This is a genomic window from Treponema sp. (assembly GCF_052169735.1).
Lineage (GTDB): Bacteria > Spirochaetota > Spirochaetia > Treponematales > Treponemataceae > Treponema.
The window spans coordinates 1-21,146 of record NZ_JBQNBW010000031.1; the positions used below are offsets into that span (position 1 = coordinate 1).

Annotated in this window: 23 protein-coding genes; 8 read left to right on the forward strand and 15 right to left on the reverse strand. The window is 45.5% G+C overall.

Annotation, left to right across the window (positions count from 1 at the left end; genetic code table 11):
- The coding region (locus tag ACTTJ8_RS06520) for an Rpn family recombination-promoting nuclease/putative transposase (RefSeq protein ID WP_442720677.1) at positions 1 to 412 on the reverse strand (412 nt) is incomplete at its 3' end.
- A 237-nt stretch (positions 413 to 649) separates the two neighbouring features.
- Between ACTTJ8_RS06520 and ACTTJ8_RS06525 the strand changes: the two genes are divergently transcribed.
- A complete protein-coding gene (locus ACTTJ8_RS06525; RefSeq protein ID WP_442720678.1) occupies positions 650 to 1,174 on the forward strand; it encodes a hypothetical protein in 525 nt (174 codons plus the stop codon).
- Between the two features lie 201 nt (positions 1,175 to 1,375).
- Here the strand turns inward: ACTTJ8_RS06525 and ACTTJ8_RS06530 are convergent, their stop codons facing one another.
- Together ACTTJ8_RS06530 and ACTTJ8_RS06535 are read right to left on the reverse strand one after the other, a co-directional pair.
- A complete protein-coding gene (locus ACTTJ8_RS06530) occupies positions 1,376 to 2,059 on the reverse strand; it encodes a class II aldolase/adducin family protein (protein WP_442720679.1) in 684 nt (227 codons plus the stop codon).
- Positions 2,060 to 2,157: 98 nt separating this feature from the next.
- Entirely contained in the window at positions 2,158 to 6,687 is a 4,530-nt protein-coding gene (locus ACTTJ8_RS06535; RefSeq protein ID WP_442720680.1) for an acyl-CoA dehydratase activase-related protein, read from the reverse strand.
- A 142-nt stretch (positions 6,688 to 6,829) separates the two neighbouring features.
- Here ACTTJ8_RS06535 and ACTTJ8_RS06540 point away from each other — a divergent pair, with 142 nt between their 5' ends.
- Positions 6,830 to 7,693 (forward strand): SPFH domain-containing protein, encoded by an 864-nt coding sequence (locus tag ACTTJ8_RS06540; protein WP_442720681.1) that lies wholly within the window; start codon positions 6,830 to 6,832, stop codon positions 7,691 to 7,693.
- Between the two features lie 14 nt (positions 7,694 to 7,707).
- Here ACTTJ8_RS06540 and dinB read toward each other — a convergent pair whose 3' ends face one another.
- Positions 7,708 to 8,862 (reverse strand): DNA polymerase IV, encoded by a 1,155-nt coding sequence (gene dinB / locus ACTTJ8_RS06545; RefSeq protein WP_442720682.1) that lies wholly within the window; start codon positions 8,860 to 8,862, stop codon positions 7,708 to 7,710.
- A 336-nt stretch (positions 8,863 to 9,198) separates the two neighbouring features.
- A complete protein-coding gene (locus ACTTJ8_RS06550) occupies positions 9,199 to 10,464 on the reverse strand; it encodes a Glu/Leu/Phe/Val family dehydrogenase (protein ID WP_442715367.1) in 1,266 nt (421 codons plus the stop codon).
- A 246-nt stretch (positions 10,465 to 10,710) separates the two neighbouring features.
- On the opposite strand from ACTTJ8_RS06550, the gene folP reads away from it, so the two are divergent.
- The 6 genes from folP (at position 10,711) to truA (ending at position 15,724) form a co-directional block, all read left to right on the forward strand.
- On the forward strand, positions 10,711 to 11,559 hold the full coding sequence (folP, locus tag ACTTJ8_RS06555) for a dihydropteroate synthase (protein ID WP_442720683.1): 849 nt from the start codon (positions 10,711 to 10,713) through the stop codon (positions 11,557 to 11,559).
- Positions 11,546 to 12,355 carry a diadenylate cyclase CdaA gene (gene cdaA / locus ACTTJ8_RS06560; protein WP_442715365.1) on the forward strand — a complete coding sequence of 270 codons (810 nt, stop codon included), beginning with the start codon at positions 11,546 to 11,548 and terminating at the stop codon, positions 12,353 to 12,355. Before folP ends, cdaA begins: the two co-directional genes overlap by 14 nt.
- The gene (locus ACTTJ8_RS06565) at positions 12,352 to 13,392 is read left to right on the forward strand and encodes a CdaR family protein (RefSeq protein ID WP_442720684.1); all 1,041 of its coding nucleotides are present in this window, start codon (positions 12,352 to 12,354) and stop codon (positions 13,390 to 13,392) included. Before cdaA ends, ACTTJ8_RS06565 begins: the two co-directional genes overlap by 4 nt.
- 3 nt (positions 13,393 to 13,395) lie before the next feature.
- Entirely contained in the window at positions 13,396 to 13,767 is a 372-nt protein-coding gene (locus ACTTJ8_RS06570; protein WP_442720685.1) for a holo-ACP synthase, read from the forward strand.
- Between the two features lie 273 nt (positions 13,768 to 14,040).
- On the forward strand, positions 14,041 to 14,922 hold the full coding sequence (locus ACTTJ8_RS06575; RefSeq protein ID WP_442720686.1) for a DUF2225 domain-containing protein: 882 nt from the start codon (positions 14,041 to 14,043) through the stop codon (positions 14,920 to 14,922).
- Positions 14,915 to 15,724: a tRNA pseudouridine(38-40) synthase TruA gene (truA, locus tag ACTTJ8_RS06580; protein ID WP_442719264.1), complete on the forward strand. Its 810-nt coding sequence runs from the start codon at positions 14,915 to 14,917 to the stop codon at positions 15,722 to 15,724. Before ACTTJ8_RS06575 ends, truA begins: the two co-directional genes overlap by 8 nt.
- On the opposite strand, the gene ACTTJ8_RS06585 is transcribed toward truA, so the two are convergent.
- From ACTTJ8_RS06585 to ACTTJ8_RS06630, 10 genes are all read right to left on the reverse strand, one after another.
- Positions 15,721 to 16,119, reverse strand: coding sequence for a hypothetical protein (locus ACTTJ8_RS06585; RefSeq protein ID WP_442720687.1), 399 nt, complete (start codon positions 16,117 to 16,119; stop codon positions 15,721 to 15,723). The two genes, truA and ACTTJ8_RS06585, sit on opposite strands and share 4 nt — an antisense overlap.
- 17 nt (positions 16,120 to 16,136) lie before the next feature.
- Positions 16,137 to 16,313 carry a hypothetical protein gene (locus ACTTJ8_RS06590; protein WP_442715360.1) on the reverse strand — a complete coding sequence of 59 codons (177 nt, stop codon included), beginning with the start codon at positions 16,311 to 16,313 and terminating at the stop codon, positions 16,137 to 16,139.
- On the reverse strand, positions 16,310 to 16,687 hold the full coding sequence (locus ACTTJ8_RS06595) for a YraN family protein (protein WP_442715359.1): 378 nt from the start codon (positions 16,685 to 16,687) through the stop codon (positions 16,310 to 16,312). Before ACTTJ8_RS06595 ends, ACTTJ8_RS06590 begins: the two co-directional genes overlap by 4 nt.
- Positions 16,684 to 17,895 carry an HD-GYP domain-containing protein gene (locus ACTTJ8_RS06600; RefSeq protein WP_442720688.1) on the reverse strand — a complete coding sequence of 404 codons (1,212 nt, stop codon included), beginning with the start codon at positions 17,893 to 17,895 and terminating at the stop codon, positions 16,684 to 16,686. Before ACTTJ8_RS06600 ends, ACTTJ8_RS06595 begins: the two co-directional genes overlap by 4 nt.
- Complete coding sequence (locus ACTTJ8_RS06605) at positions 17,879 to 18,148, reverse strand: EscU/YscU/HrcU family type III secretion system export apparatus switch protein (protein WP_442715357.1); 270 nt, start codon at positions 18,146 to 18,148, stop codon at positions 17,879 to 17,881. Before ACTTJ8_RS06605 ends, ACTTJ8_RS06600 begins: the two co-directional genes overlap by 17 nt.
- Before the next feature lie 180 nt (positions 18,149 to 18,328).
- A complete protein-coding gene (locus ACTTJ8_RS06610; RefSeq protein WP_442720689.1) occupies positions 18,329 to 19,294 on the reverse strand; it encodes a hypothetical protein in 966 nt (321 codons plus the stop codon).
- Positions 19,295 to 19,296: 2 nt separating this feature from the next.
- Positions 19,297 to 19,656, reverse strand: coding sequence for a 50S ribosomal protein L19 (gene rplS / locus ACTTJ8_RS06615; protein WP_442715355.1), 360 nt, complete (start codon positions 19,654 to 19,656; stop codon positions 19,297 to 19,299).
- A complete protein-coding gene (gene trmD / locus ACTTJ8_RS06620) occupies positions 19,628 to 20,380 on the reverse strand; it encodes a tRNA (guanosine(37)-N1)-methyltransferase TrmD (RefSeq protein WP_442719648.1) in 753 nt (250 codons plus the stop codon). The genes rplS and trmD overlap by 29 nt, the downstream gene beginning before the upstream one ends.
- Positions 20,377 to 20,901: a ribosome maturation factor RimM gene (rimM, locus tag ACTTJ8_RS06625; RefSeq protein ID WP_442720690.1), complete on the reverse strand. Its 525-nt coding sequence runs from the start codon at positions 20,899 to 20,901 to the stop codon at positions 20,377 to 20,379. Before rimM ends, trmD begins: the two co-directional genes overlap by 4 nt.
- Positions 20,901 to 21,134: a KH domain-containing protein gene (locus ACTTJ8_RS06630; protein WP_442715352.1), complete on the reverse strand. Its 234-nt coding sequence runs from the start codon at positions 21,132 to 21,134 to the stop codon at positions 20,901 to 20,903. Before ACTTJ8_RS06630 ends, rimM begins: the two co-directional genes overlap by 1 nt.
- Positions 21,135 to 21,146: the final 12 nt, after the last annotated feature.

The following is a 21,146-nucleotide window of genomic DNA, read 5'->3' on the forward strand; positions in this document are numbered from 1 at the left end:
GGTACTCTGAATGAATAGCGTCATTGAGCCTAAAACCGTCTGCAATAATATTGATTGCGATACATCTATGCAATTTATCATACGATTCTCCGGCTTTAAAATCCGCTGTGTACATTTTTGCCCAATAGAATAACGTTCGTTTTACAAATGATGCATTCCATGACGCTTGTATCTCTATGTCGATAACTGTACCGTCGGTTAGCTTGAGTTTTACATCAAGAATACCCGTTTTATCGCTGAACTCCTCTTTCGTCAACTCTTTATCCATGAATTCAAGATCGAGAACCTGTTGCGGTGTAAGGTCAAGAATGCACTCCAGAAAGTCCTGCAAGAGCGGTTTATTTTCTTCCGAGCCTAACAAGCGTTTGAATGCGTAATCGTTTGTTAGCGTTATCTGTAATTCGTCTTCCATAGCTGTAGAAAGTATAGGACATCAGGATATAAAATGCAATGTGTGGAGTACAGGAGAAAAACACAAGGCTGAGGGCGGAGTATAATTATGAAGGGATAGTACCGCGTACAGCATTTTTAGGTCGTTATAATGCGGAATCCCATCTCGCTTTTTTGAACAATTTTTTATTTTTCTACTTGACATTAAGAGGGGGGGGGGGTAATATGGAAGAAAGATATTTCTTGAAGGAGGCTTTATATGAAAAGCACAAAAGTAAAGATTGGATTTTTGTTGGCTGCTTTAGCCGCTGTTTTGTTTACCGGATGTAATCAGCTTACAACAAAAAATGTAGGAACAGAATTCGGTGTACCCGGACGTACTGAGCGGATAGAAAACATAAAAAGGAAGGTTCAGCAAAAGGCATGGAATAAATTTTATGACAAATTTTATGACAAATATACTCACAAATTTTATGACAAATATAATTTGAAGACGAAAGAGGTATCAACAGAAACGATCAATGTAATAGTAGAAGCTGTTAATAAAGATCTAAGAGATACAGCTGAAAAAAATATGACAAAAACAATGAATAAATTTGATAAAAAGCGGAGCGTGTTTCTTTATGGTCAGTTGCGTTATACCGGTGCGGGAGAAAAACCCAGCACGTATGCGGAAATAGAAAATGTAGAGGCACTATTTTCACAGAGCTTTGAGATTACAGTTCATGGGGGGGATATCGGAAAATACCTCGATGAAAATCACTTCGACTTCGACTTCTTCTAAGTAATTATGTACGGTATGGAGCAGCCGTGTACCTCCTTAGATGCGGGAGGGCTGCTCCAGCCGATGTAACAACATAAAAAAAATCGCTATCAAAAAAAATTTTCAACATCTCTTACTGAAATCCGCAACAACTTACACGTGTAAGACTACTCTGTTTCTGAATATTAAAAAAAGCTCCATCATTTTTTATAAGAGTATACCCTACTCTTCTCGGTAGTGCTTATAACCGGGATGTCTACCGGTTACCTTGTAATCACTGCGCATACGGCAGAGACGGTCGATGTTTTCGCGGGAAATTTCTTTTGCGCCGCCGAGAATATGCGCATAAATGCTTGTTTTTGCCCATAATTCCAGTGTTTCCATACGGTAATATGCCGTTAAGAGATCACAAGCAATAGCTAATGCCCCGTGATTTTCAAGCAGCAGCACATCATGTTCCTGGAGATAGGGGGCAATCGATTCGGGAACTTCGGAAGTAGACGGTGTCGCATAGGGTGCAAGCGGCACGGACCCCATGGTAACAACCGATTCAATAGTGGTATAGCGGTCCATCGGCAAATGCGCAACCGCAAAAGCCGTCGCAGCAGGGGGATGCGCATGCACAACAGCACCAACATCGTCTCTGTCCTGATAACAGCGGAGGTGCATCTTTATCTCTGACGAAGGTCTATACTCAGGTACCCCTTCGATAATGCTGCAATCTTTGGTAATGATAAGCAGCTTTTCAGGGATAATATAGCTCTTGCTGATACCGGTCGGCGTTACCAAAAAAGTCCCATCTTCCAGCTTTACCGACACATTCCCGTCATTCGAGGCAACCCAGCCGAGCTGCCACATCTTATGGCATATATCACATACCTGTTCTTTGAGTTCACCAATATTCATATATAACCTCCCATTCTGCGGGAAAAATCGGCGCATCCTCCGATGCTCTTCCCATAGAATAAACCTGTTCGGAAACTGCCGTTTCGGAGCAGGTCTCATCACTTCCTATGCCCCCGCTTGTGCAATGCGTCGGGGTGAGTACCGCAGGGCGCATTTGCCAGCAACAGCTTTAAGCGGTTCAGTTGGTTTACTTCGCTTGCCCCCGGATCAAAGTCTATTGCGGAAATCTGCGCATCAGGATAACGGCGGCGAAGCTCTTTGATCATTCCCTTACCGGTAACGTGGTTCGGCAAACACGCAAAGGGCTGTAAACAGGCAATACTGGGAACGCCAGCCTTGATCAGCTCAACCATCTCTGCTGTTAAGAACCAGCCCTCCCCTGCGGCATTTCCTAAATCCAGTATTCCTTGAACACCTTGTGCAAGGTTGTAAATCGATTCCGGAGCAGTAAAGCGGCGGCTTTTGTTCAGCTGTTGCTTCATTGCGTTCCGGTATCGCTCAATATACCAAATCATTGCACGATATTTAAATCGATTCACAGCATGTAATTCCAGCGATTTCTCGTAATACACGCCATTAAATAACGAATAGAAGAAGAAGTCCATGAGGTCAGGCATAACACATTCAGCACCTTCCCGTTCTATGGTACCGACAATATCATTGTTTGCCGTCGGATGGAATTTTACCAAAATTTCTCCGACAACACCGATACGGGGCTTTTCTTCTTGGATGAGCGGCAAGGTATCGAAATCGCGCACAATATCCCGTACAACTTTACCGTAACTCCATGCACTCATGTGCTTGAGTTCTGTTTTTATTCGGTCTGCGTAGTGCCGGTACAACGCATTCGCCGCTCCGGCTTCCTGTTCATACGGACGGGTACGGTACAGTACACGCATCAAAAGATCACCGAGGCAGAGCGCTTTTAATGCCCGGTCGGCAAGTCCGAATGTCGGTTTAAAACCTGAGTTTTTTTCAATCTGTTGAGCGCTCAGTCCGATAACGGGGATATGTCCCAATCCGGCATCTTCCAATGCCCGCCGGATAAATCCGATATAGTTTGTTGCCCGGCAGCCTCCGCCTGTCTGCGTGATAATGAGCGCCGTTGCATTGAGGTCATACTTTCCCGACTGCAAAGCGGCAATCATCTGCCCCGCAACAATAATAGCCGGGTAGCAGGCATCATTATTTACATATTTAAGCCCGCAATCTACCGCATGGGGATCGGTAGCTTGAAGAATAACAAGGTTGAACCCGGAATGTTTGAACGCAGCTTCCAGCAAGTCAAAGTGAATGGGAGCCATCTGCGGGGCAAGTACGGTGTAGTGTTTGCTCATTTCTTCGGTAAATTCGATATGCTTAAAGCCGCGGTAACCTGGAGCTTCAGCCGGAGCAGCCTTAGCACGTTCCTTGAGCGCTGCAAGCAAACTGCGGATACGGATACGTACTGCACCGAGGTTGGAACCTTCATCAATTTTAAGCAGGGTGTACATCTTTCCCTTCGCTTCTGTAATCTCCTGCACCTGATCGGCAGTAACCGCATCCAAACCGCATCCAAAGCTGGTCAGCTGAATAAAAGCAAGATTATCCTGCCGCGCGGTAAATTCTGCTGCGCGATAGAGCCGGTTATGATACACCCACTGATCAACTACTCGGAGCGGACGCGGGAGCGTTCCCAAATGAGCAACCGAGTCCTCCGTCAATACGGCAAGCCCTAAGCCGGTCAGTAAGTCGGGAATACCATGGTGAATTTCCGGATCAATATGATACGGACGTCCAGCCAGCACTACGCCGATCAGCCCCCGTTCATTGATTTCCCGAAGAACCGCTTCACCTTTTTCCCACGTTTCCCGTTTTACCGCCTCAGCCTCCTCTTTTGCCTTCCGTACTGCTGCGCGTATTTCAGCAAGCGGAATCTTCCAGTATTTGTTCAGCTCTTCATAGAGGCGTTCGCCCAAGCGCTTTTCGTTGTAGATCGGTAAAAAGGGATTGATAAAGCAGATGCGGCTATCCTGTCTCAATGCATCAATATTATTTTTAAGCACCTCAGGATAACTGGTTACAATAGGACAGTTAAAATGATTGTTTGCCTTTGTATCTTCTTTTGTTTCATAGGGAATGCACGGATAAAAAATCGTGGTAACCCCTGCCTTCAAAAGCGATTCAAGGTGTCCGTGAGAAATCTTACCGGGATAGCATACGGATTCCGACGGGATGGACTCCAAGCCCATTTCGTACAGTTTTCGGGATGAACGGGGCGAAAGTTTGACGGAAAACTTCAGCGCGGTAAGCAAAGTAAACCAGAACGGATAGTTTTCATACAGATTGAGTACACGAGGAATACCGATAACACCCCGCTCTGCTTCGGCTTCGGGCAGCGGCTTATATGAAAATATGCGTTTATACTTCCAATCAAAGAGATTGGGCAGATCATTTTTGCCTTGTTTCTGTACACCCGGTTTGAGCAGGGAGGGGTTTTGCTCAGGGCTTCCCTTTTCTGCTATTTCAGCGCCGCGCTCACAGCGATTCCCTGTAATAAAAATACGGCTGCCTGCTGCTGGGGTGTTAAAACGGTTAACCGTTAAAAGACAGTTATTTGCACACTTACCGCAGCGGGCCAGCTCCAGTGCAACCGTTAAAGCAGTCAGCCCGGCAGGCTTCAAAATATTCGATTGTGCAGCAGGATCAGAGCCTTGTTCTTTCCACTGATCGCGGGCAAGGAGCGCGGCGCCAAAAGCCCCCATCAAACCGCTAATATCGGGGCGCACAGCCTCCCTGCCGGAGATGAGTTCAAAGGCGCGCAGTACCGCATCATTATGGAAGGTACCGCCCTGGACAATTACTTTTTCGCCGATTGCTGCGGCATTCCGCAGTTTAATAACCTTAAAAAGCGCATTTTTGATAACTGAATACGAAAGTCCGGCAGAAATATCGCCGACGGAGGCTCCTTCTTTTTGCGCTTGCTTGACACGGCTATTCATAAAAACCGTACAGCGGCTGCCAAGGTCAATAGGTTTTGTTGATGTGAGCGCTTTGGCGGAGAACTCCTGTACAGACATACCAAGCGAGCGGGCAAAGTTATCCAAAAAGCTGCCGCAGCCGGAAGAACAAGCTTCGTTTAATTGAATGGAACTGATGCACCCGTTTTTCATGCGGATGCACTTCATATCCTGTCCGCCTATATCAAGCAGAAAGTCCACACCGGGCAGAAAAAACTCTGCTGCGCGGTGGTGGGTAATGGTTTCTACCTCACCAGCATCAACCCCGAATGCCGACTGGAAAAGCCCCTCACCATAGCCGGTGGAAAGGGAGCGGGCAATATGAGCGCTTTCCGGAATAAGTTTGTATAGCGATTGCAGCATTGAAACTGCGAGGTTGACAGGATTTCCAGCATTTGATTCATAGAACTGCCAGAGCAGCCTGCCTTCCCGGTCAATCAGCACCGCCTTTGTGGTAGTAGACCCCGCATCCATGCCTAAGAACAACGATCCCGAAGCCTCCGCGAGCGGCGCTGTTTGGACACGCTCCCGTGCATGCCGTTCACGGAAGGTTTGCAGCGCTGCTTCATCTGCAAAAAGCGGCTCAAGCCGCTGCACCTCCTGCATTTCAGCCGTGCTCAGCGATCCGAGCTTGCTTTTGAGGCTTTCAACGGTGAGGGCTGACGAACTGGTAAAGGTTGCCGTACGGGCTATGTTCGGTACAGTATCCCCCTTGTTGAGGAATCCAGTCCGGGTAAGCCGGGTTTGCATAGGGGCGGTACACTGTGTTGCACCTGCGCCCGCTGTACTGCGGATTGCAGCAGGGGTTGATGGACGCAGGTTCTGGTGAGAACCGCCTGCACTGAGCGCAGCCCCCCAAGCCACGAACAGCTCAGACTTTTCCGGCACGATAATTTCATCTCCGGTGAGGTTCAGCGTCTCTATAAAGCGCTGCCTAAGCTGATCAAGAAAGTGAAGCGGACCGCCTAAAAAAGCACAGCGTCCGCGGATAGGTTTTCCGCAGGCAAGTCCCGAAATAGTCTGGCTTACCACTGCTTGAAAAATACTTGCCGCAATGTCTTCCCTCCGCGCACCTTCGTTTATAAGGGGCTGCACATCGGTTTTTGCAAATACACCGCAGCGGGCAGCAATGGGATAAATCGTTGAGGCATTTTTCGCCAGTTCATTCAATCCTGATGCATCTGTTTCCAAAAGCGCTGCCATTTGGTCGATAAAAGCACCTGTACCGCCTGCACAGGTACCGTTCATACGCTGCTCTACGCCATGCCCAAAGTAGGTAATCTTTGCATCCTCTCCGCCAAGTTCAATCGCAACATCTGTTTGCGGAATTTTTTCCTGCACGGCGATGGAGGCAGCAACAACTTCCTGCACAAAAGGCACCGAAAGCCATTTTGAAACCGCTAATCCGCCGGAACCGGTTACCCGAACATGGAGCTCTGCATCGCTGCTATACTTTGCAGTAACGGTATCTAAGGCGTCCGTTACTACTGTGATAATTGTTTTCCGTATATCGGCACGGTGCCGTTCATATCTGCTATATACAATGGATCCGTCAGCAGCAAGAACAACTGTTTTTACTGTGGTTGATCCTACGTCAATACCCATTTGGAGCTTATTAGTAAAACTCATACATAAATAGTGCCATATCACATAAAAAATTACAAGGCTGCAAAAATAAGAATCAAGTGCAAGTTTTAAACAGCAGTAGATACCTCTGATCTTCCAAATAATCCGCTTGATACAACATATAAGGATGCTGTATGCTATATATATGAAAACGATTCGTAAAGTATTATTTATTGTTATTCTCTTAGCTGTAGGAGCAGGGCTTGTATTCTTTTTCGGGTGGACACAATTTTCTATCCCTGCCGGAAAATATGGGGTTATGCTGTCTAAGTCAGGCGGTTATCATCAAAAACTCATCATTCCCGGACAGCTGACATGGCGCTGGGAACGGCTCATTCCTACCAATGCGCGTATTTTTGTCTTTGATCTTGCACCACGGCAAGTACACTACACTGCAGACGGAACGCTGCCGGCTGCCGAAAAATACAGTAAGGTGCTGAATATAAAAGAAAGCTTTGCATGGTCATTCGCTGCAGATGCTTTGGCTGTAGTAAAACCGGAGTATTTAGCGCGAATCGTCAGTCAACAAGGACTGCAAACCCAAGAAGCGCTGGAAGCGTATACCGATGCGCGGGTAAAAGCAGCCCTGCAAACAGTAGCGTACCGCTATATTTCAGCGTTATTGGATGATCCATACAAGTATCAGCAGGTAAAAACCGACTATCAGCAACTTTCTGAAACAATAAAAGAAGAATTGAACAAAGAAATCGGGCAGGAGTTTTCCCTTTCCGCTGTTACCCTTTCCAATCTGGTAATACCGGATATTCACACGTACAAGCTGGCAGAGCAGTCTTATAATCTGTATGAACAGCAGCGCGAACAGCTCTTAGCGGAAACAGCTGCAACGGAAGCTCAATATGCAGCATCGGAGCAGTTCCAACTTGACCGGCTGACAAAGTGGGGTGAGTTTTTAGCAAAATATCCGCATATTATCGAATTCATCGCCGTTGCACAGCAAGATGCAAAAGCAGCATTGAATGCGTTAAAATCCTTGGAAAAAACGCCCTAACCGGGGCTATACCGCTATGTCAGCAGCCGGGCTTGAACAATCTTTATGCTTGCATCTTTTTTTGCCATATCTAAAACAGCTTCTTCAAGTTTACGCTTTTTTGCTGATTTTTCAGAGGTAAAAAGCTCTAATTGACTATCTGCTGCTTCGGTATCTACCCCTACCCCAATGAGCCGAACCGGCAGAGCAGTATCAAAACGGGCAAAAAAGAGCCGCTGCGCCCGTTCATATAAATCGGTTGAATCGTTAATAAGAGCGCCTGTCTGCTGTGCGGAAATAGTGGAAAAATCCGCATAGCGTATTTTGATATGCACTGTGCGGCTTTTAATCTGCTCATCAAGAATACGGCACATCAACTCAGCGCTGAGCTGAAAAATTATATCGGATATTTCATTTTTTTCATGTAAGTCTGTTTCAAAAGTGCGTTCCGTACTGATGGAATGACTTTTCCGCTCTTCGTTAAAGACATGTGCCATATCGCCCCGCACAGCCTTATACAAAAAGCTGCCCGCAGCATTTCCGATAATCAACTGCAGCACAGCTTCCTGCTGATTCAGCACCTCGGCAATGGTGGTCAGCCCCGCTTCGGCAAGCCGATTCCGCGTTTTGCTTCCAATTCCCCACACATCGTTCAAAGGCAGTGAACGCATAAAAAGGGCTTCTTCTCCGTGCGGTACAACGAGCAAGCCATTGGGTTTCGACTTTCCTGAAGCGATTTTCGCAATATACTTGTTCGATGCTGCTCCAACCGAAACATGCAGTCCGGTTTTTTCAAAAACGGTGTTTTTTAAAAGCCGGGCAGCCGCTTCCGCATTACCGAATATTTTTTCCATACCGCTCATATCCAAAAAAGCTTCATCAATAGACAGCTGCTGGATAACAGGGCTAAATGTATGGAAAATAGCCATAATCTCTTTTGATTTTTCATAATACCGCTGCATCCGTGTTTGCAAAAAAATCCCGTGCGGACACAGAGCATGGGCACGCATCATCGGCATCGCAGAATGCACACCGAACTTCCGCGCTTCATACGAGGCTGTCGAAACCACACCCCGCTTCCCAAGACCGCCTACAATAACAGGTTGTCCCCGATAGCTTGGATTATCCAGCTGCTCAACAGAGGCAAAAAAGGCATCTAAATCAACATGAAAAAATACTGCAGAACCCATCAGCTACTCAATAGTAAACCTGTTCGGAAACTGACCTTTCTGAACAGGTTACCTTGAAATGCAATGTTCTCGCATCGTGCTATTTGTGCGATGCGAGAACTCGTCTACCTATTCGAAAACGCAGTTATCGAATAGGTCTAGTATACCTCATACTATGCACATCAGCAAAGTCTAAGATAAAAAAAGGCACTCCGGCAGCGCATAGTACCGCCGGAATGCCTTCTGTACAGGATCACCTACAACCTTACTGTATAAGAAGCAATAACACTACACACACTTCCTGTACCTAAACCGCAACGTTTTTTAATTATATTTTTAAATGCTATGCTATTTAGACTAATACCAGCCTCTTACCTTCATAGCTTCATCAATTCTCTTGATGGACTTCATATAGGTTGCCTGGCGGAACGAAACATTCTTTTCCTGCTTCAATGCCCAAATCGGGTTGAAAGCGTCAACCATTGCGCGTTCTTCTTTTTCCTCAACTTCTTTTTCTGTCCAGTAGTAGCCGTAGAGGTTCTGTACCCACTCAAAGTAAGAAACGGTAACACCGCCTGCATTGGTCAGAATATCGGGAGTAACCAGAATACCCTTCTTGTAGAGGATTTCGTCTGCTTCCAATGTGATAGGTCCGTTAGCGCCTTCGCAAACAAGTTTAGCTTTGATTAAGTTTGCTTCATGCTCTTTAATTGCGTTTTCCATTGCACAGGGGCTGATAACATCAACGTTCAATGCCCAGAATTCATCGAGAGAAATCCTCTTTGCACCGGGAACATTCAACAAGCTGCCGTCCTTCGTTTTTGCTTCGTTCAATTCTTCAAAAGTAAAGCCGCTTTCTTTGTAGGTTGCGTAGGTACCTTCTTTCTTATCGAATTCTGCAACTGCAACGACTTTTCCGCCCAGCTTGATGATATTTTTAACGGTAAACCGCCCAACGTTTCCAAAACCTTGAACTGCAACGGTTGCTTTCTTTAAATCCATGCCGATTGCTTTGCATGCTTCACGCATAACAACAGCAACACCGAAACCGGTAGCTTCGTTTCTTCCCTTAGAACCGCCGTATGTAAGCGGCTTACCGGTAAATACACCGATTGTCTGTTCGCCGGTGAGCTTGTTGTATTCGTCCTGCATCCATGCCATAATCTGACCATTGGTGTTTACGTCCGGAGCGGGTACGTCTACTTTTTCGCCGAGGTACTTATACAAGCCGCGTACCCAGCCGCGTGAAAGCTGTTCCAGCTCGCGCTGAGAAAGCTCGGAAGGATCAACGGTAATACCGCCTTTTCCTCCGCCGTAAGGAATACCGGTTACCTGACATTTAATACTCATCCAAATAGAAAGAGCTTTTACTTCGTCAGCATTAACATTCTGGTGGAAGCGGATACCGCCCTTATAAGGACCAACAGCATCGTTGTGTGCGGATCTATATCCCTTAAACACTTTGATTGTGCCGTTATCCATCTTTACCGGAATGGAAATTTCAATCATCCGCTGCGGTTCTTTCAGCAATTCATAAACAGCGGGGTCTGTTCCCAAGGCTTCGCATGCCTTTTTTACTTGAGCCTGTGCGTTCTCCAAGGGATTTAAAGTTTCTTTACTCATAAAACTCCTCCTCAGTAAGTTTTAACTAAATAATATAAGGGAATCTCTCAAGCACTCATGCTTAGAGGTGCCTACATAAATAATGAGGCAAAATCGGAATAAAATACAGGGCTATCGATTTCGCCTTACGTCATGTTATAATTAAAGTATAAATCCGAAAATCCGATCCGTCAAGCATAATTTCGGAAAGTTTCCAAATCCCTTGCTGCCCTCTTACAAGAGCAGAAAAATCTGTTATAATCCGTTATGCAGCATATTGATTGTAGAAAACAGCACTGGATAAAAACGGATTTGCCCGCTTTTATTATGGGAATTGTCAATGCGACTCCCGACTCGTTTTATGAGCCGAGCAGATCGGCTGAGCGGGTTCAAAATATGGAACGGGCATTGAAGCTTGAGGCGGAAGGAGCTGATATTATCGACATAGGCGGAGAGTCCACCCGTCCGGGAGCTGCTTATGTGAATACGGATGAAGAATTGGAACGTGTTATTCCGCTTATAGAAGCGATACGGCAGCGCAGCGCGGTTCCTATTTCGGTAGATACGCGGAAGGCAGCGGTAATGCAGGCTGCATTTAAAGCCGGCGCTGAGATGTGCAACGATATTTCAGCCTTGTCGGACGATCCTGCACTGGGTATGCTGATTGCGGCAGAGGAAGGCTCCGTGGTGCTCATGCACAAACAGGGAGTACCGCAGTCCATGCAGAATGCCCCGCAGTATAAAGATTGTGTTGCGGAGGTTTGTTCATATCTGGCAGAACGGGCTGCATACGCGGTTCGCTGCGGAATTGCGCCGCACCGCATCATTTTAGATTACGGCATCGGATTCGGAAAAACAGTTGAGGATAATTACCGCTTAATTGCAGCAGGACGTTCTTTTACCGCCCTCGGCTACCCGCTGCTGGCGGGGCTTTCGCGTAAGTCTTTTATCGGAGCAGTAAGCGGCGCTCCTCCGGAGGGGCGGCTTGCAGGGAGTATTGCTGCCGCGCTGTATGCGGTGCAAAACGGAGCTGCTATTATACGGGTTCACGATGTTGCGGAAACACAGGAAATGTTATTGGTGTTAAAGGAATTACAGAAATATGGAACTAATTAGAGATATACTGTCGTTTTATCTAACCTACATAGGTCCAGTGCTGGATATCTTGCTGCTTGCTTTTTTGATGTACAAGGCGTATCAGATTTTGATTAAAACGCAGGCTGTGCAGCTGGGGCGCGGGGCGCTCTTTATGCTGCTTATCTATGCGCTTGCTTTTTTATTGCATTTGACAACATTGCTGTGGCTGCTGAATATCCTTGCTACGGGTGTGGTAATCGGCGCTGCCATTGTATTTCAGCCGGAGCTGCGGCGTATGTTCCTCACAATGGGACAAAACGGATGGCTGCGGCGCTCCCGCTCTCAACATAGCCATATTAACTATGTACTCAGTGCAGCCGATAAAATGTCTGCACTCAAGCGCGGTATGCTCGTGGTTTTTCTACGCAAGGACAGCCTTAAAGAGATTATCGAAAACCCTTCGGCAACCCGGCTCAATGCTGATATAAGCTCTAATCTTTTGGCAACGATTTTTGAATTTGATACAGCGCTGCATGACGGCGCCGCAGTTATTGATAATGGAAAGGTTATTGCGGCAGGCTGTTATTTACCCCTTACCAAACAGGATGATATAAACAAAAGCTTTGGTACACGGCACCGTGCAGCGCTCGGCATTGCAGAAGAAACGGATGCCGTCGTCCTCATCGTCTCTGAGGAGTCCGGTGCAATCAGCCTTGCCTACGATTCAAAACTCTACTATGACCTCAGTCAAGACGATATTATGAATCAGCTCACCTATCTTCTGAAAGTAAAGGGTGAAGAAAAGCCACAGCAGCCGGAAGGAAGTGCATCATGAAAGTAAATAATGAAGAAAAACAGTCCGATATCAAACGATTTGGAGAGAACATAAAACGGCGTTTGCTCCATTTTGTCGAAAATTGGCCCATAAAGATCATCTGCCTTGTCTTTGCGGTGCTCCTTTCGCAATTTTACCGCGAAACACTCTTGGAAAAACGCTATCTTATTGTTCCGCTCACGGTAAAAAATGAAGGAACCCTTACCCCTGCGGAGCAATATCCCAGCAAAGTAAAAGTTTCGGTATGGGGAAATGCGAGTACTATCGGCTCTATCGGAGAAGAGGATGTTTCTGCCTATATTGATATTTCAGCTTTTACAACCGATGGGATATACCGTGTTCCAATTCAGACAAAACTGAACGGAACCTTAACCCCGCTTGGCACGATAGAGATCAATACGGATCCTTCAATGCTTTCCCTCAAATTGGAAACCTGTATACGGAAGCAAGTACCCGTTATTCTTTCTTTAAAAGGTATTCCAGCCGATGGATATGAGGTTACCGAAAGCTCGGTTGACCCTGCAACAGCTGAAATAGAAGGTCCTGCTGAATTGATAGAAAAAATAACCGAGCTTGTTACCGAACCGCTTTCGATAGAATCCCGCACAAACGGATTTTCGGGAACGGCAACAATCGTGAACGACAATCCGCTGCTGTCAATCAACGGTAAGACGCAGGTTTCGCATACCGTTAAAATTGCTGAAACAACCATGCACAAACAGTTTAATAATGTACCGCTGTATTTTGCAACATCTAATCGGGATTTTTCTATTACTGCCGATAAAAAAACCGCCCGTTTTGACGTACAGGGTCCTAAAAAACTATTAGAAACATGGAATCCTCCTGAAAATATTCTTACCGTATCCTGTGAAGCAATTACTGAGCCGGGGGTATATACGCTGCCGGTAGAACCGATCCTTCCGGTAGAATATGCAAAGCTTAAAATCCTATCATTTACTCCGAAATCCGTTCAGGTAACGGTGGAAGCATTGGTGGAAAAGCAGGAAAATACAGAAACGGATATGCAGGGTTATTAAAACATGATTCTAGGATTAGGCATAGATACCGTTGATATTAGCCGTATGCAGCGCTGGTTAGAAAATCCCGGATTACTTACCCGGTTTTTCCACCCTCAAGAAATAGAGGATACGAATGGGAGGGGCATAACCGCCGCATATTCATTGGCTGCCCGTTTTGCCGCAAAAGAAGCTTATGGAAAGGCACTGGGAACAGGCTTAAGCGGAATGACGTTGAAGAATATTCTTGTAACAAATAATCCAACCGGAAAGCCGGAATTAACATTATTTGGCGATGCGTTGGCATTATTTCAGCAGCTGAAAGGTCTGCACATTCATATCTCGCTTACCCATGAGCGGTCTATTGCAATCGCAAGTGTGATATTGGAAGGCTGAGTCTAACATGGGAACCGCTAAAAACTCAGGTATAGTTTTTTAGAGATTCCCATATGATATTTGTGAAAGTTTAAGCGGAAGCTCCCATAATCGAACATGAGTTGTTAGAGTTTCCCATAACCTTATACTAGACCTGTTCGATAACTGCGTTTCCGAACAGGTCGACGAGTTCTAAATCGTACACATAGCACGATGCGAGAACATCGCATTTTAAGGTAACCTATTCAGAAACTCAAGTTTCCGAATAGGTTTACTATAAAGGAGTTATTAAGCATGAACTATGAAAATCCGTTGCAGCCGCCGAAAAAAGAAGCTGCAATTTCTTATTATTCAAAAGAGCAAATTGAGTGCCCGGTATGCGGCGCAAAATTTAAACGGGAAGAGATGTATTCCGGAGGCGGACGGGTTATTGCAGGCGATTTAACCGATGAACTTCGCCGTTTATATGAACCGTCTGCAAAATATGGAGAAGTACATCCGCTTATTTACAGCATGACGGTGTGTCCAAAGTGCCTCTATGCCGGTTTTACTCAGGATTTCCGGATTGTCGATAAAGCAACTGCAGAAAAACTGCTTGAAAAAATGGATCAGCGGCATACGGCAGTTAATGGACTCTTTGGACGTGTTGATTTTAATAACGCCCGCACGCTCCATGAAGGCGCTGCTGCCTACTACCTTGCCCTCTTATGCTATGATGAGTTTGATGAGAAGTTTTCTCCAACAATTAAGCAAGCAATTTGTGCACTCCGGGCAGCATGGCTTTTTTCTACCTTGGGTGAAAAAGAACCGGAAGAAAACTACACCTATATTTCTAAGCTCTTTTATCAAAAGGCGCTTTTTTTATACCGGCGGGCATTAGAGCTTGAAACTACCGGCAAAGAAATGATTGCAGGACTCAAGTCCTTTGGTCCCGATGTTGATAAAAACTACGGCTATGACGGGGTCATCTATCTTGGGGCACTGCTGGAATACCGCTACGGGCAAAAGGCAGATATGGAAATGCGGCTTAAACGATTGAGCACACACAAGATTTCATTGGCAAAACTTTTCGGTCTCGGTAAATCTTCAAAAAATAAACCCGGTCCCATTTTAGAGCATGCCCGCACGTTGTACGATTCACTGAAAGCGGAACTGCACGAAACAGATGATGACTAGTGATTCTGCCAGCCGGAACATATTACTACGGATATCTTATGACGGTACGCATTTTCACGGATGGCAAAAACAGCTGCACCATGGTAAGGAAGCCTTCCGCACCGTACAAGGAGAGATCGAGCGGGCGCTTGCGCTCCTGCATAAGCACCCAGTAGAACTTGCCGGTTCAGGCAGAACGGATGCAGGAGTCCATGCATGCGGACAAGCTGCTCATTTTTTTACGGATATTGCCCGTATTAAACCGGAAAACTTTGTTCCGGCGCTCAATTCAATTCTCCCGCGCGATGTACGGATCATGGAAGCACACCAGGTATCACCCCTGTTACATGCCCGCTTTAGCGCTCATGCCCGTACCTACCGCTATTTTATTCGATGCGGAACAGCTGCTTTTGCCCATGAACTGCCCTATTGCTGGCATATCAGGCGAGAACCGGATGTTGAGCTTTTAAATCAAATGGCACGTGTGCTATCGGGAGAGCTGGACTGTACAACCTTTTCAGCCGCCGGGGATCAAAGTCAAAGCAAATCGCGCTATATCTACAGCGCTCATTTTTTCCATGACGAACGCTGCTTGGTATTTGAAATTTCAGCAAACGCATTTTTGTGGCGGATGGTACGGTCTATAACCGGTACCTTGCTGCACTGTGAGCAGGTAAAACAGACAAGAGCAGATTTTGAACAGATTCTGAAGTCAAAAAACCGAAAAGCGGCAGGCGAAACAGCTCCGCCGCAAGGCTTATTTTTATGGTCAATCCAATATCCGGAGTCCTTACTGACACCGCCGGATTGCAGTAATTGTTAATCAATGAGGCTAAAGCGATTTGCGATCGTACCGCGCCATTCTGCCCGGCTATTTTTATCCTCCCATTCGATAACACGGACAATAGAAAAGTCCTTCATCGTTACCATAGAAGCATATTTTAATACTGCAAAACGGCCTTGCCCAATGTAGCTCAATGCTTCGTTTTCGTGGAGTGTTTCATGCTCTTTTAAAAAATTCAATACACAATCAAAATGCACCGGATTTCCATCAGGTTTATCTGCAAGGGCTGCGCTTAAATCTTTAATGGGCTTACCGCACCGCGGACAAATATAATAAGCGGAACTATCTCCTATCTTTGTTGTAGCATGATAATCAAACTCGGTTTTAGCAGACTCGCTATGGCGATGATCTTTTCTGTGTCCCCGTCTATTCATTTTAATCAATATCCTTTTTAGTCAATAACGCTCATATCCATCAGCTGTTCAGTCAGTATTGATGCTAATCGGTAGATAGCGGCTTGGATATACGCTTCATCTTTGAGTTTTGTTTCCATTTCATAAAAATCAGATTCTGTGAGGGATTTGCGGGGAAAATACCGTTCTTTTTTTGGAAACACACCACTATTCATATATAACAATCCTCAAAAGCATTCTCTAGGTGCACCGGTTCCGCATCTTTTGTTGTCCGAGGATCAAACGGGAGCACGATAACATCAAACCGTATATGCATCTGGTTATATTTTCGATGAGTTAAGAGAAAATATTTAGCAGTTTTACAAATCCTCTCCTGTTTTCTCTTTCCAACGATAATATCCAGATCGGTAAATACCGTATGCGGTAGGGTTTTTACTTCTACAAAGATAACCCAATCATCCTTTTCTACGATGATATCGATTTCACCGGTTCGCGTTCGCCAGTTCCGTGCAGCAATAGTATAACCCTGCTGCTTCAACCAATTTTCGGCAAAGGTCTCCCCTGCTGGACCAAGCCGTTGCTCCGTCATTTCTTCTGATACTGCTGCGGGTCAACTGCACGGACGATAAAAATATTTTTACAATCACGTAAATTCAGCAGTCTACCGGTATTGTTCAAAAACTTCTTTCCTGACTCATCAATAAGCACCCGGATGAGCGGACGGAGCGGTTCTTCCGGGGCGACATCAATAACACGGGCGATCGATGTATCATTCATTAGGACAATCGAGCCGATCGGGTACACCCCAATGCTTTGTATCAATGCTTTGACAACTTGATAGTCAAAACGCCGCCCTTTATCAGCAAGAAAGGTTTTCATCGCATCATAACCGAGCAGTGCACTTCGGTACACCTTTGCGGAAGTCATTGCAACAAATGCATCGACAACCGAGATAATACGCGCACCGAGTTCTATACCTTCCTTATTCAGCCTGCCGGGATATCCCTTGCCATCCCAGCGTTCATGGTGCTGCAGCACAAATTGTGCAACCCGTTCCGTATACATAAATTCCGACAAAACTGCTTTGTATCCGTAAACGGTATGAGCAGCGACGGTTTGCATCTCCGTATCAGACAGCGGCCCTTTCTTTTGTAAGATAGTGTCGGGAATCCTCAACATGCCGCAATCATGCAACAATGCTGCCAGTACAACATCATCCCGATAATCCGCCGGCTCTTTCATAAATACTGCAAGCGTTTCTGCTAAAATTGCACTATCGACAAGGGCTTTTGCCATATCATGTTCAGGAATATCTGCTGTCAAAATAAACGAAATAACCAAAGTTCTATCTGCTGCCAAGAGGTTATGAAGCCGTAGTGCAATGCCGTCAACAGGACGCGGAGAGATCGGCTTTTTTTGTTTAATATCATTTAAAAACGCATCAACTGCATCAACAATCGAAAGATATTCACTATAAAGTTCACTATGATTTAAAACATCAGGCAGTTTCAAAATGTCGGAATCATCTATTTTATCGGACTGTTTCCCTGTTGAATCCTCTTCCTCATCAACAAGAGCATCCAACTCTTCGACTAAATCATTCATTTCCGCATCACTTCTAACGGCTTTGCCTTCAGTCATTACAAAAGGCACCTTCCATTGCTTGAGGACTGCCAATTCGCGCTGCGTAACGGGGTGCATTTTACCAAGCACCCTATTCTTACCATCATCAAAAAAAAGCGGCTCGGAAAATATCATACCTTCTTTCAAATCTTCTACTCTAATTCGTCTTAGCACAAATAGTTCCTTCCTTTTTTTCCAGAAATGCAAAAATAGCAGCTACAGCCTGATACGTTTCCTCCGGAATGCAAGAGCCGATATCGGCTTCAACTAAAATTTCAGCCAATAGAGGATCGTGAATCAGAGGAATATTGCACGAGTCAGCTATCTCCCGTATTTTCTGTGCAACAGCACCGCGTCCTGAACCCATGATGAGCGGCGCTTCGTCTCCTAATACGTAAGATAATGCAACCGAACATGCTCTTTTCATATCGGTATCCTCTTGGATATAGCAAACCCGTTCGGAAACTGACCTTTTGAACAGGGTATCTTGAAATGCGATGTTCTAAATCGTGCTATTTGTACGATTTAGAACTCGTCAATCTATTCGAAAACGTAGTTATCGAATAGATCTAGCATACAGTCTAGTCTATACAATACCGCTCCTATTTTACACAGATATATCGATTGATGCAAGTGAATTATGCAATTTATCACCGGATGCAGGGCGCACTGTGTATGATAATGCACCTGCTGCTGTAAGACAGCCGGTGAGTAAATGGGTGAATTCCTGTTTCTGCTGAGCGGATAAAGGAGAAGCACCTTCATAAGCAAAGAGGCATTCATTATCTTTAAGAGTGAATATCCAGCTTTCGTTTTTTTCGTCACTATGAACCCGCACACAGCATTCAAGACAGCAGGTATCATACATGTCAAGTAAAAAAGCGACTGACCCCTTCCATTCGACTTTTATATGTTTTTTAAATGGGAAAACTACCCAATGATTCCTCGCTGCCTTTATATGATTGACAAGGCGGAAGAGATCATCATCATATAGAGTATGCGGGAACTGCTGCAGCACCGGCATACCGAATACACCCTGTAAATAGTGCGCAATAAGCTCCGGTGAAAGAGTTATTCCGCGGGAAGCCAGCAGAGCTGCAACAAATGCCGCCTTTTTTTCATGAGGATGAAAGATAGAAAGCTCCGTTAGTAGTTTCGACAGCTGTCTTGATTCTAAAGGCTGTTCATTTTCGAGAAAAAAAGTAATAAGAGATGCAGTGAGATCAGATTGAGGAATATTAAGCTGAGTAAACACATCTTCGTGCGGAAACTGTGTCAAAACATGCCGATGATACGGACTTAAAACAACGGTATCGGCGGTAAGATGTACACGCATCAACAAAAAAGCGCCTTCCTGCATCTCCACAGAAGAAAGAGCTTTTACCTGCATAACAACACCTTTAGCGGCAATCCGTATAATGTTATTTTTAAGAGCTGAAAGAACACGTACCATTACTACTTCGTTTTCGGAAAACGATGCAGCAATAGTAGTGTTTGTATGCAGATTCAGATGAAGCGCCCCCTGCTTGTTAAGCGGTAACAGCAAAAGAGAACGCCCCTCTAACGGTTGCATCTTTAAGCTTTCTTTTTAAGAAGTGTTTTAATCTTTGCAGCCTTACCGATCTTTTCGCGGATGTAGTAGAGCTTTGCACGGCGTACCTTACCGGCATGTACAACCTCGACTTTTGCAATACGGGGTGAGTGCAGCGGAAATACACGCTCTACTCCGACACCGTATGAGTTTTTCCGTACCGTAAAGGTGCGTCCGATACCGGCATTTTTAAAGCAGAGTACCAAACCTTCATATATCTGGATACGCTCGGTTTTTCCTTCAATAATTTTGAAGTGTACCTTAACGGTATCACCTACTTTGAAAGTAGGTTTTTCAACAATCTTCTGTTTTTCTTCAATTATGCGAATTAAATTCTCTGCCATTTGTTATCTCCTGTAAAATAAGTTCTGCTTCCTGTGTCCATTCAGGCGAATTGCGGATTGCCGATAATAAATCGGGACGCATGGCAAGCGTTTTTTCAATTCTGCGTGCAAGCCGCCATTTTCTGATACGCTCATGGTGCCCGGACAGAAGCACTTCAGGAACAGCCTTGTCCCTGAATATCTGCGGTCTTGTATACTGAGGGTATTCCAACAGCCCATCGGAAAAACTTTCCTCTTCAAGGGATTCTTGAGAAATAACGCCGTCGATCAAACGGTAAACCGTGTCTATCACTACTAAAGCGGCAAGTTCCCCGGATGACATCACATAATCGCCAACCGAAATTTCATCGTCAACATATTCATCGATGATCCGCTGATCAATTCCTTCATAGCGGCCGCAAACCAGTACAAGCTCTTCCTCTTGCGCCAGCTCCGCTGCATACGATTGTGTAAACGGTTTACCGGATGGGGTTACATAGATAACCCGCTTACCGGCAGCCTGTACAGCATCGAGTGCACGCGAAAGCGGTTGTGGTAAAAGAAGCATACCGGCACCGCCGCCATAGGTAAGATCATCACAGGTGCGATGCTTATCGTAAGCAAAGTCACGGATATTTACCAGATTGTAGCTGATGAGTCCCCGGTCAACCGCTTTTGCCATGATCGACGTTTCAAAAAAGGCAGCGGGTATTTCCGGGAATAAGGTCAGCACATCGAATCTCATTCGAGAATCCAGCGGTGCATAAGCTCAACCTGCTTAGCATGTACATTTATCTTCCCAATAAATTCAGAACGAAAGGGAATATACATGGCTCTGCCTGTTGCAGCCTCGGAGAGTTCCAAGAGGAAACCGCCTCCGCCTTCCACTACATCTGTAATTGTACCTACAGTATTTCCTTTGTATACAAGGACAGAATTACAAAGATCATTGATATAAAACTCACCCTTTTCTAAGGGACAAGCCATATCGCGGGGGACGAGCACTTCCGCTCCGTGCAGTTTTTTTGCTGCCTCAGGCGAATCCACTCCCCGTAGTTTTAATAAAGCGTCCGTAGTACGGACAGTGCACTTTTCAACCTGATAAGGAACTTCACCAGCCGATTCCTCCGCGTGTGTACGAGGAAACCTCAGCCGTATTTCTTTTAATTTCAAAAAATGTTCGTATTCACCCGAAGCGCTCTCGACTTTAAGAAAGCCTTCTAATCCGAATGAACCGCGAACCTTACCGGTTATAAGCCACTCCATTAATCAAGAATTTCCAGCAAATACCGGGTTCCGCTCCTGCCTGCAGATGCCATCAGCAAAGTACGGATTGCCTGAGCAACTCTCCCGAATTTTCCAATCACCTTTCCAACATCGCCGCTCGCAACTCTCAGTTCCAACACAATACCGCGTTCCGTTTCTTTTTCAGTAAGAGATACAGCACTGGGATCGTCAACGAGAGACTTTGCAATGTACTCGACTAAATCACGTTCCATGTCCAACAGCCA

Coding starts and splice junctions, on each gene's coding strand:
- ACTTJ8_RS06570 (WP_442720685.1), top strand. CDS start 13,396: ATGATTCTAGGATTAGGCATAGATACCGTTGATATTAGCCGTATGCAG.
- folP (WP_442720683.1), top strand. CDS start 10,711: ATGCAGCATATTGATTGTAGAAAACAGCACTGGATAAAAACGGATTTG.
- truA (WP_442719264.1), top strand. CDS start 14,915: ATGACTAGTGATTCTGCCAGCCGGAACATATTACTACGGATATCTTAT.
- ACTTJ8_RS06575 (WP_442720686.1), top strand. CDS start 14,041: ATGAACTATGAAAATCCGTTGCAGCCGCCGAAAAAAGAAGCTGCAATT.
- rimM (WP_442720690.1), bottom strand. CDS start 20,901: ATGGAGTGGCTTATAACCGGTAAGGTTCGCGGTTCATTCGGATTAGAA.
- ACTTJ8_RS06565 (WP_442720684.1), top strand. CDS start 12,352: ATGAAAGTAAATAATGAAGAAAAACAGTCCGATATCAAACGATTTGGA.
- ACTTJ8_RS06590 (WP_442715360.1), bottom strand. CDS start 16,313: ATGAATAGTGGTGTGTTTCCAAAAAAAGAACGGTATTTTCCCCGCAAA.
- ACTTJ8_RS06610 (WP_442720689.1), bottom strand. CDS start 19,294: ATGCAACCGTTAGAGGGGCGTTCTCTTTTGCTGTTACCGCTTAACAAG.
- dinB (WP_442720682.1), bottom strand. CDS start 8,862: ATGGGTTCTGCAGTATTTTTTCATGTTGATTTAGATGCCTTTTTTGCC.
- ACTTJ8_RS06540 (WP_442720681.1), top strand. CDS start 6,830: ATGAAAACGATTCGTAAAGTATTATTTATTGTTATTCTCTTAGCTGTA.
- rplS (WP_442715355.1), bottom strand. CDS start 19,656: ATGGCAGAGAATTTAATTCGCATAATTGAAGAAAAACAGAAGATTGTT.
- ACTTJ8_RS06550 (WP_442715367.1), bottom strand. CDS start 10,464: ATGAGTAAAGAAACTTTAAATCCCTTGGAGAACGCACAGGCTCAAGTA.
- ACTTJ8_RS06605 (WP_442715357.1), bottom strand. CDS start 18,148: ATGAAAAGAGCATGTTCGGTTGCATTATCTTACGTATTAGGAGACGAA.
- ACTTJ8_RS06535 (WP_442720680.1), bottom strand. CDS start 6,687: ATGAGTTTTACTAATAAGCTCCAAATGGGTATTGACGTAGGATCAACC.
- ACTTJ8_RS06630 (WP_442715352.1), bottom strand. CDS start 21,134: ATGGAACGTGATTTAGTCGAGTACATTGCAAAGTCTCTCGTTGACGAT.
- ACTTJ8_RS06530 (WP_442720679.1), bottom strand. CDS start 2,059: ATGAATATTGGTGAACTCAAAGAACAGGTATGTGATATATGCCATAAG.
- ACTTJ8_RS06585 (WP_442720687.1), bottom strand. CDS start 16,119: ATGAATAGACGGGGACACAGAAAAGATCATCGCCATAGCGAGTCTGCT.
- ACTTJ8_RS06525 (WP_442720678.1), top strand. CDS start 650: ATGAAAAGCACAAAAGTAAAGATTGGATTTTTGTTGGCTGCTTTAGCC.
- cdaA (WP_442715365.1), top strand. CDS start 11,546: ATGGAACTAATTAGAGATATACTGTCGTTTTATCTAACCTACATAGGT.
- ACTTJ8_RS06595 (WP_442715359.1), bottom strand. CDS start 16,687: ATGACGGAGCAACGGCTTGGTCCAGCAGGGGAGACCTTTGCCGAAAAT.
- trmD (WP_442719648.1), bottom strand. CDS start 20,380: ATGAGATTCGATGTGCTGACCTTATTCCCGGAAATACCCGCTGCCTTT.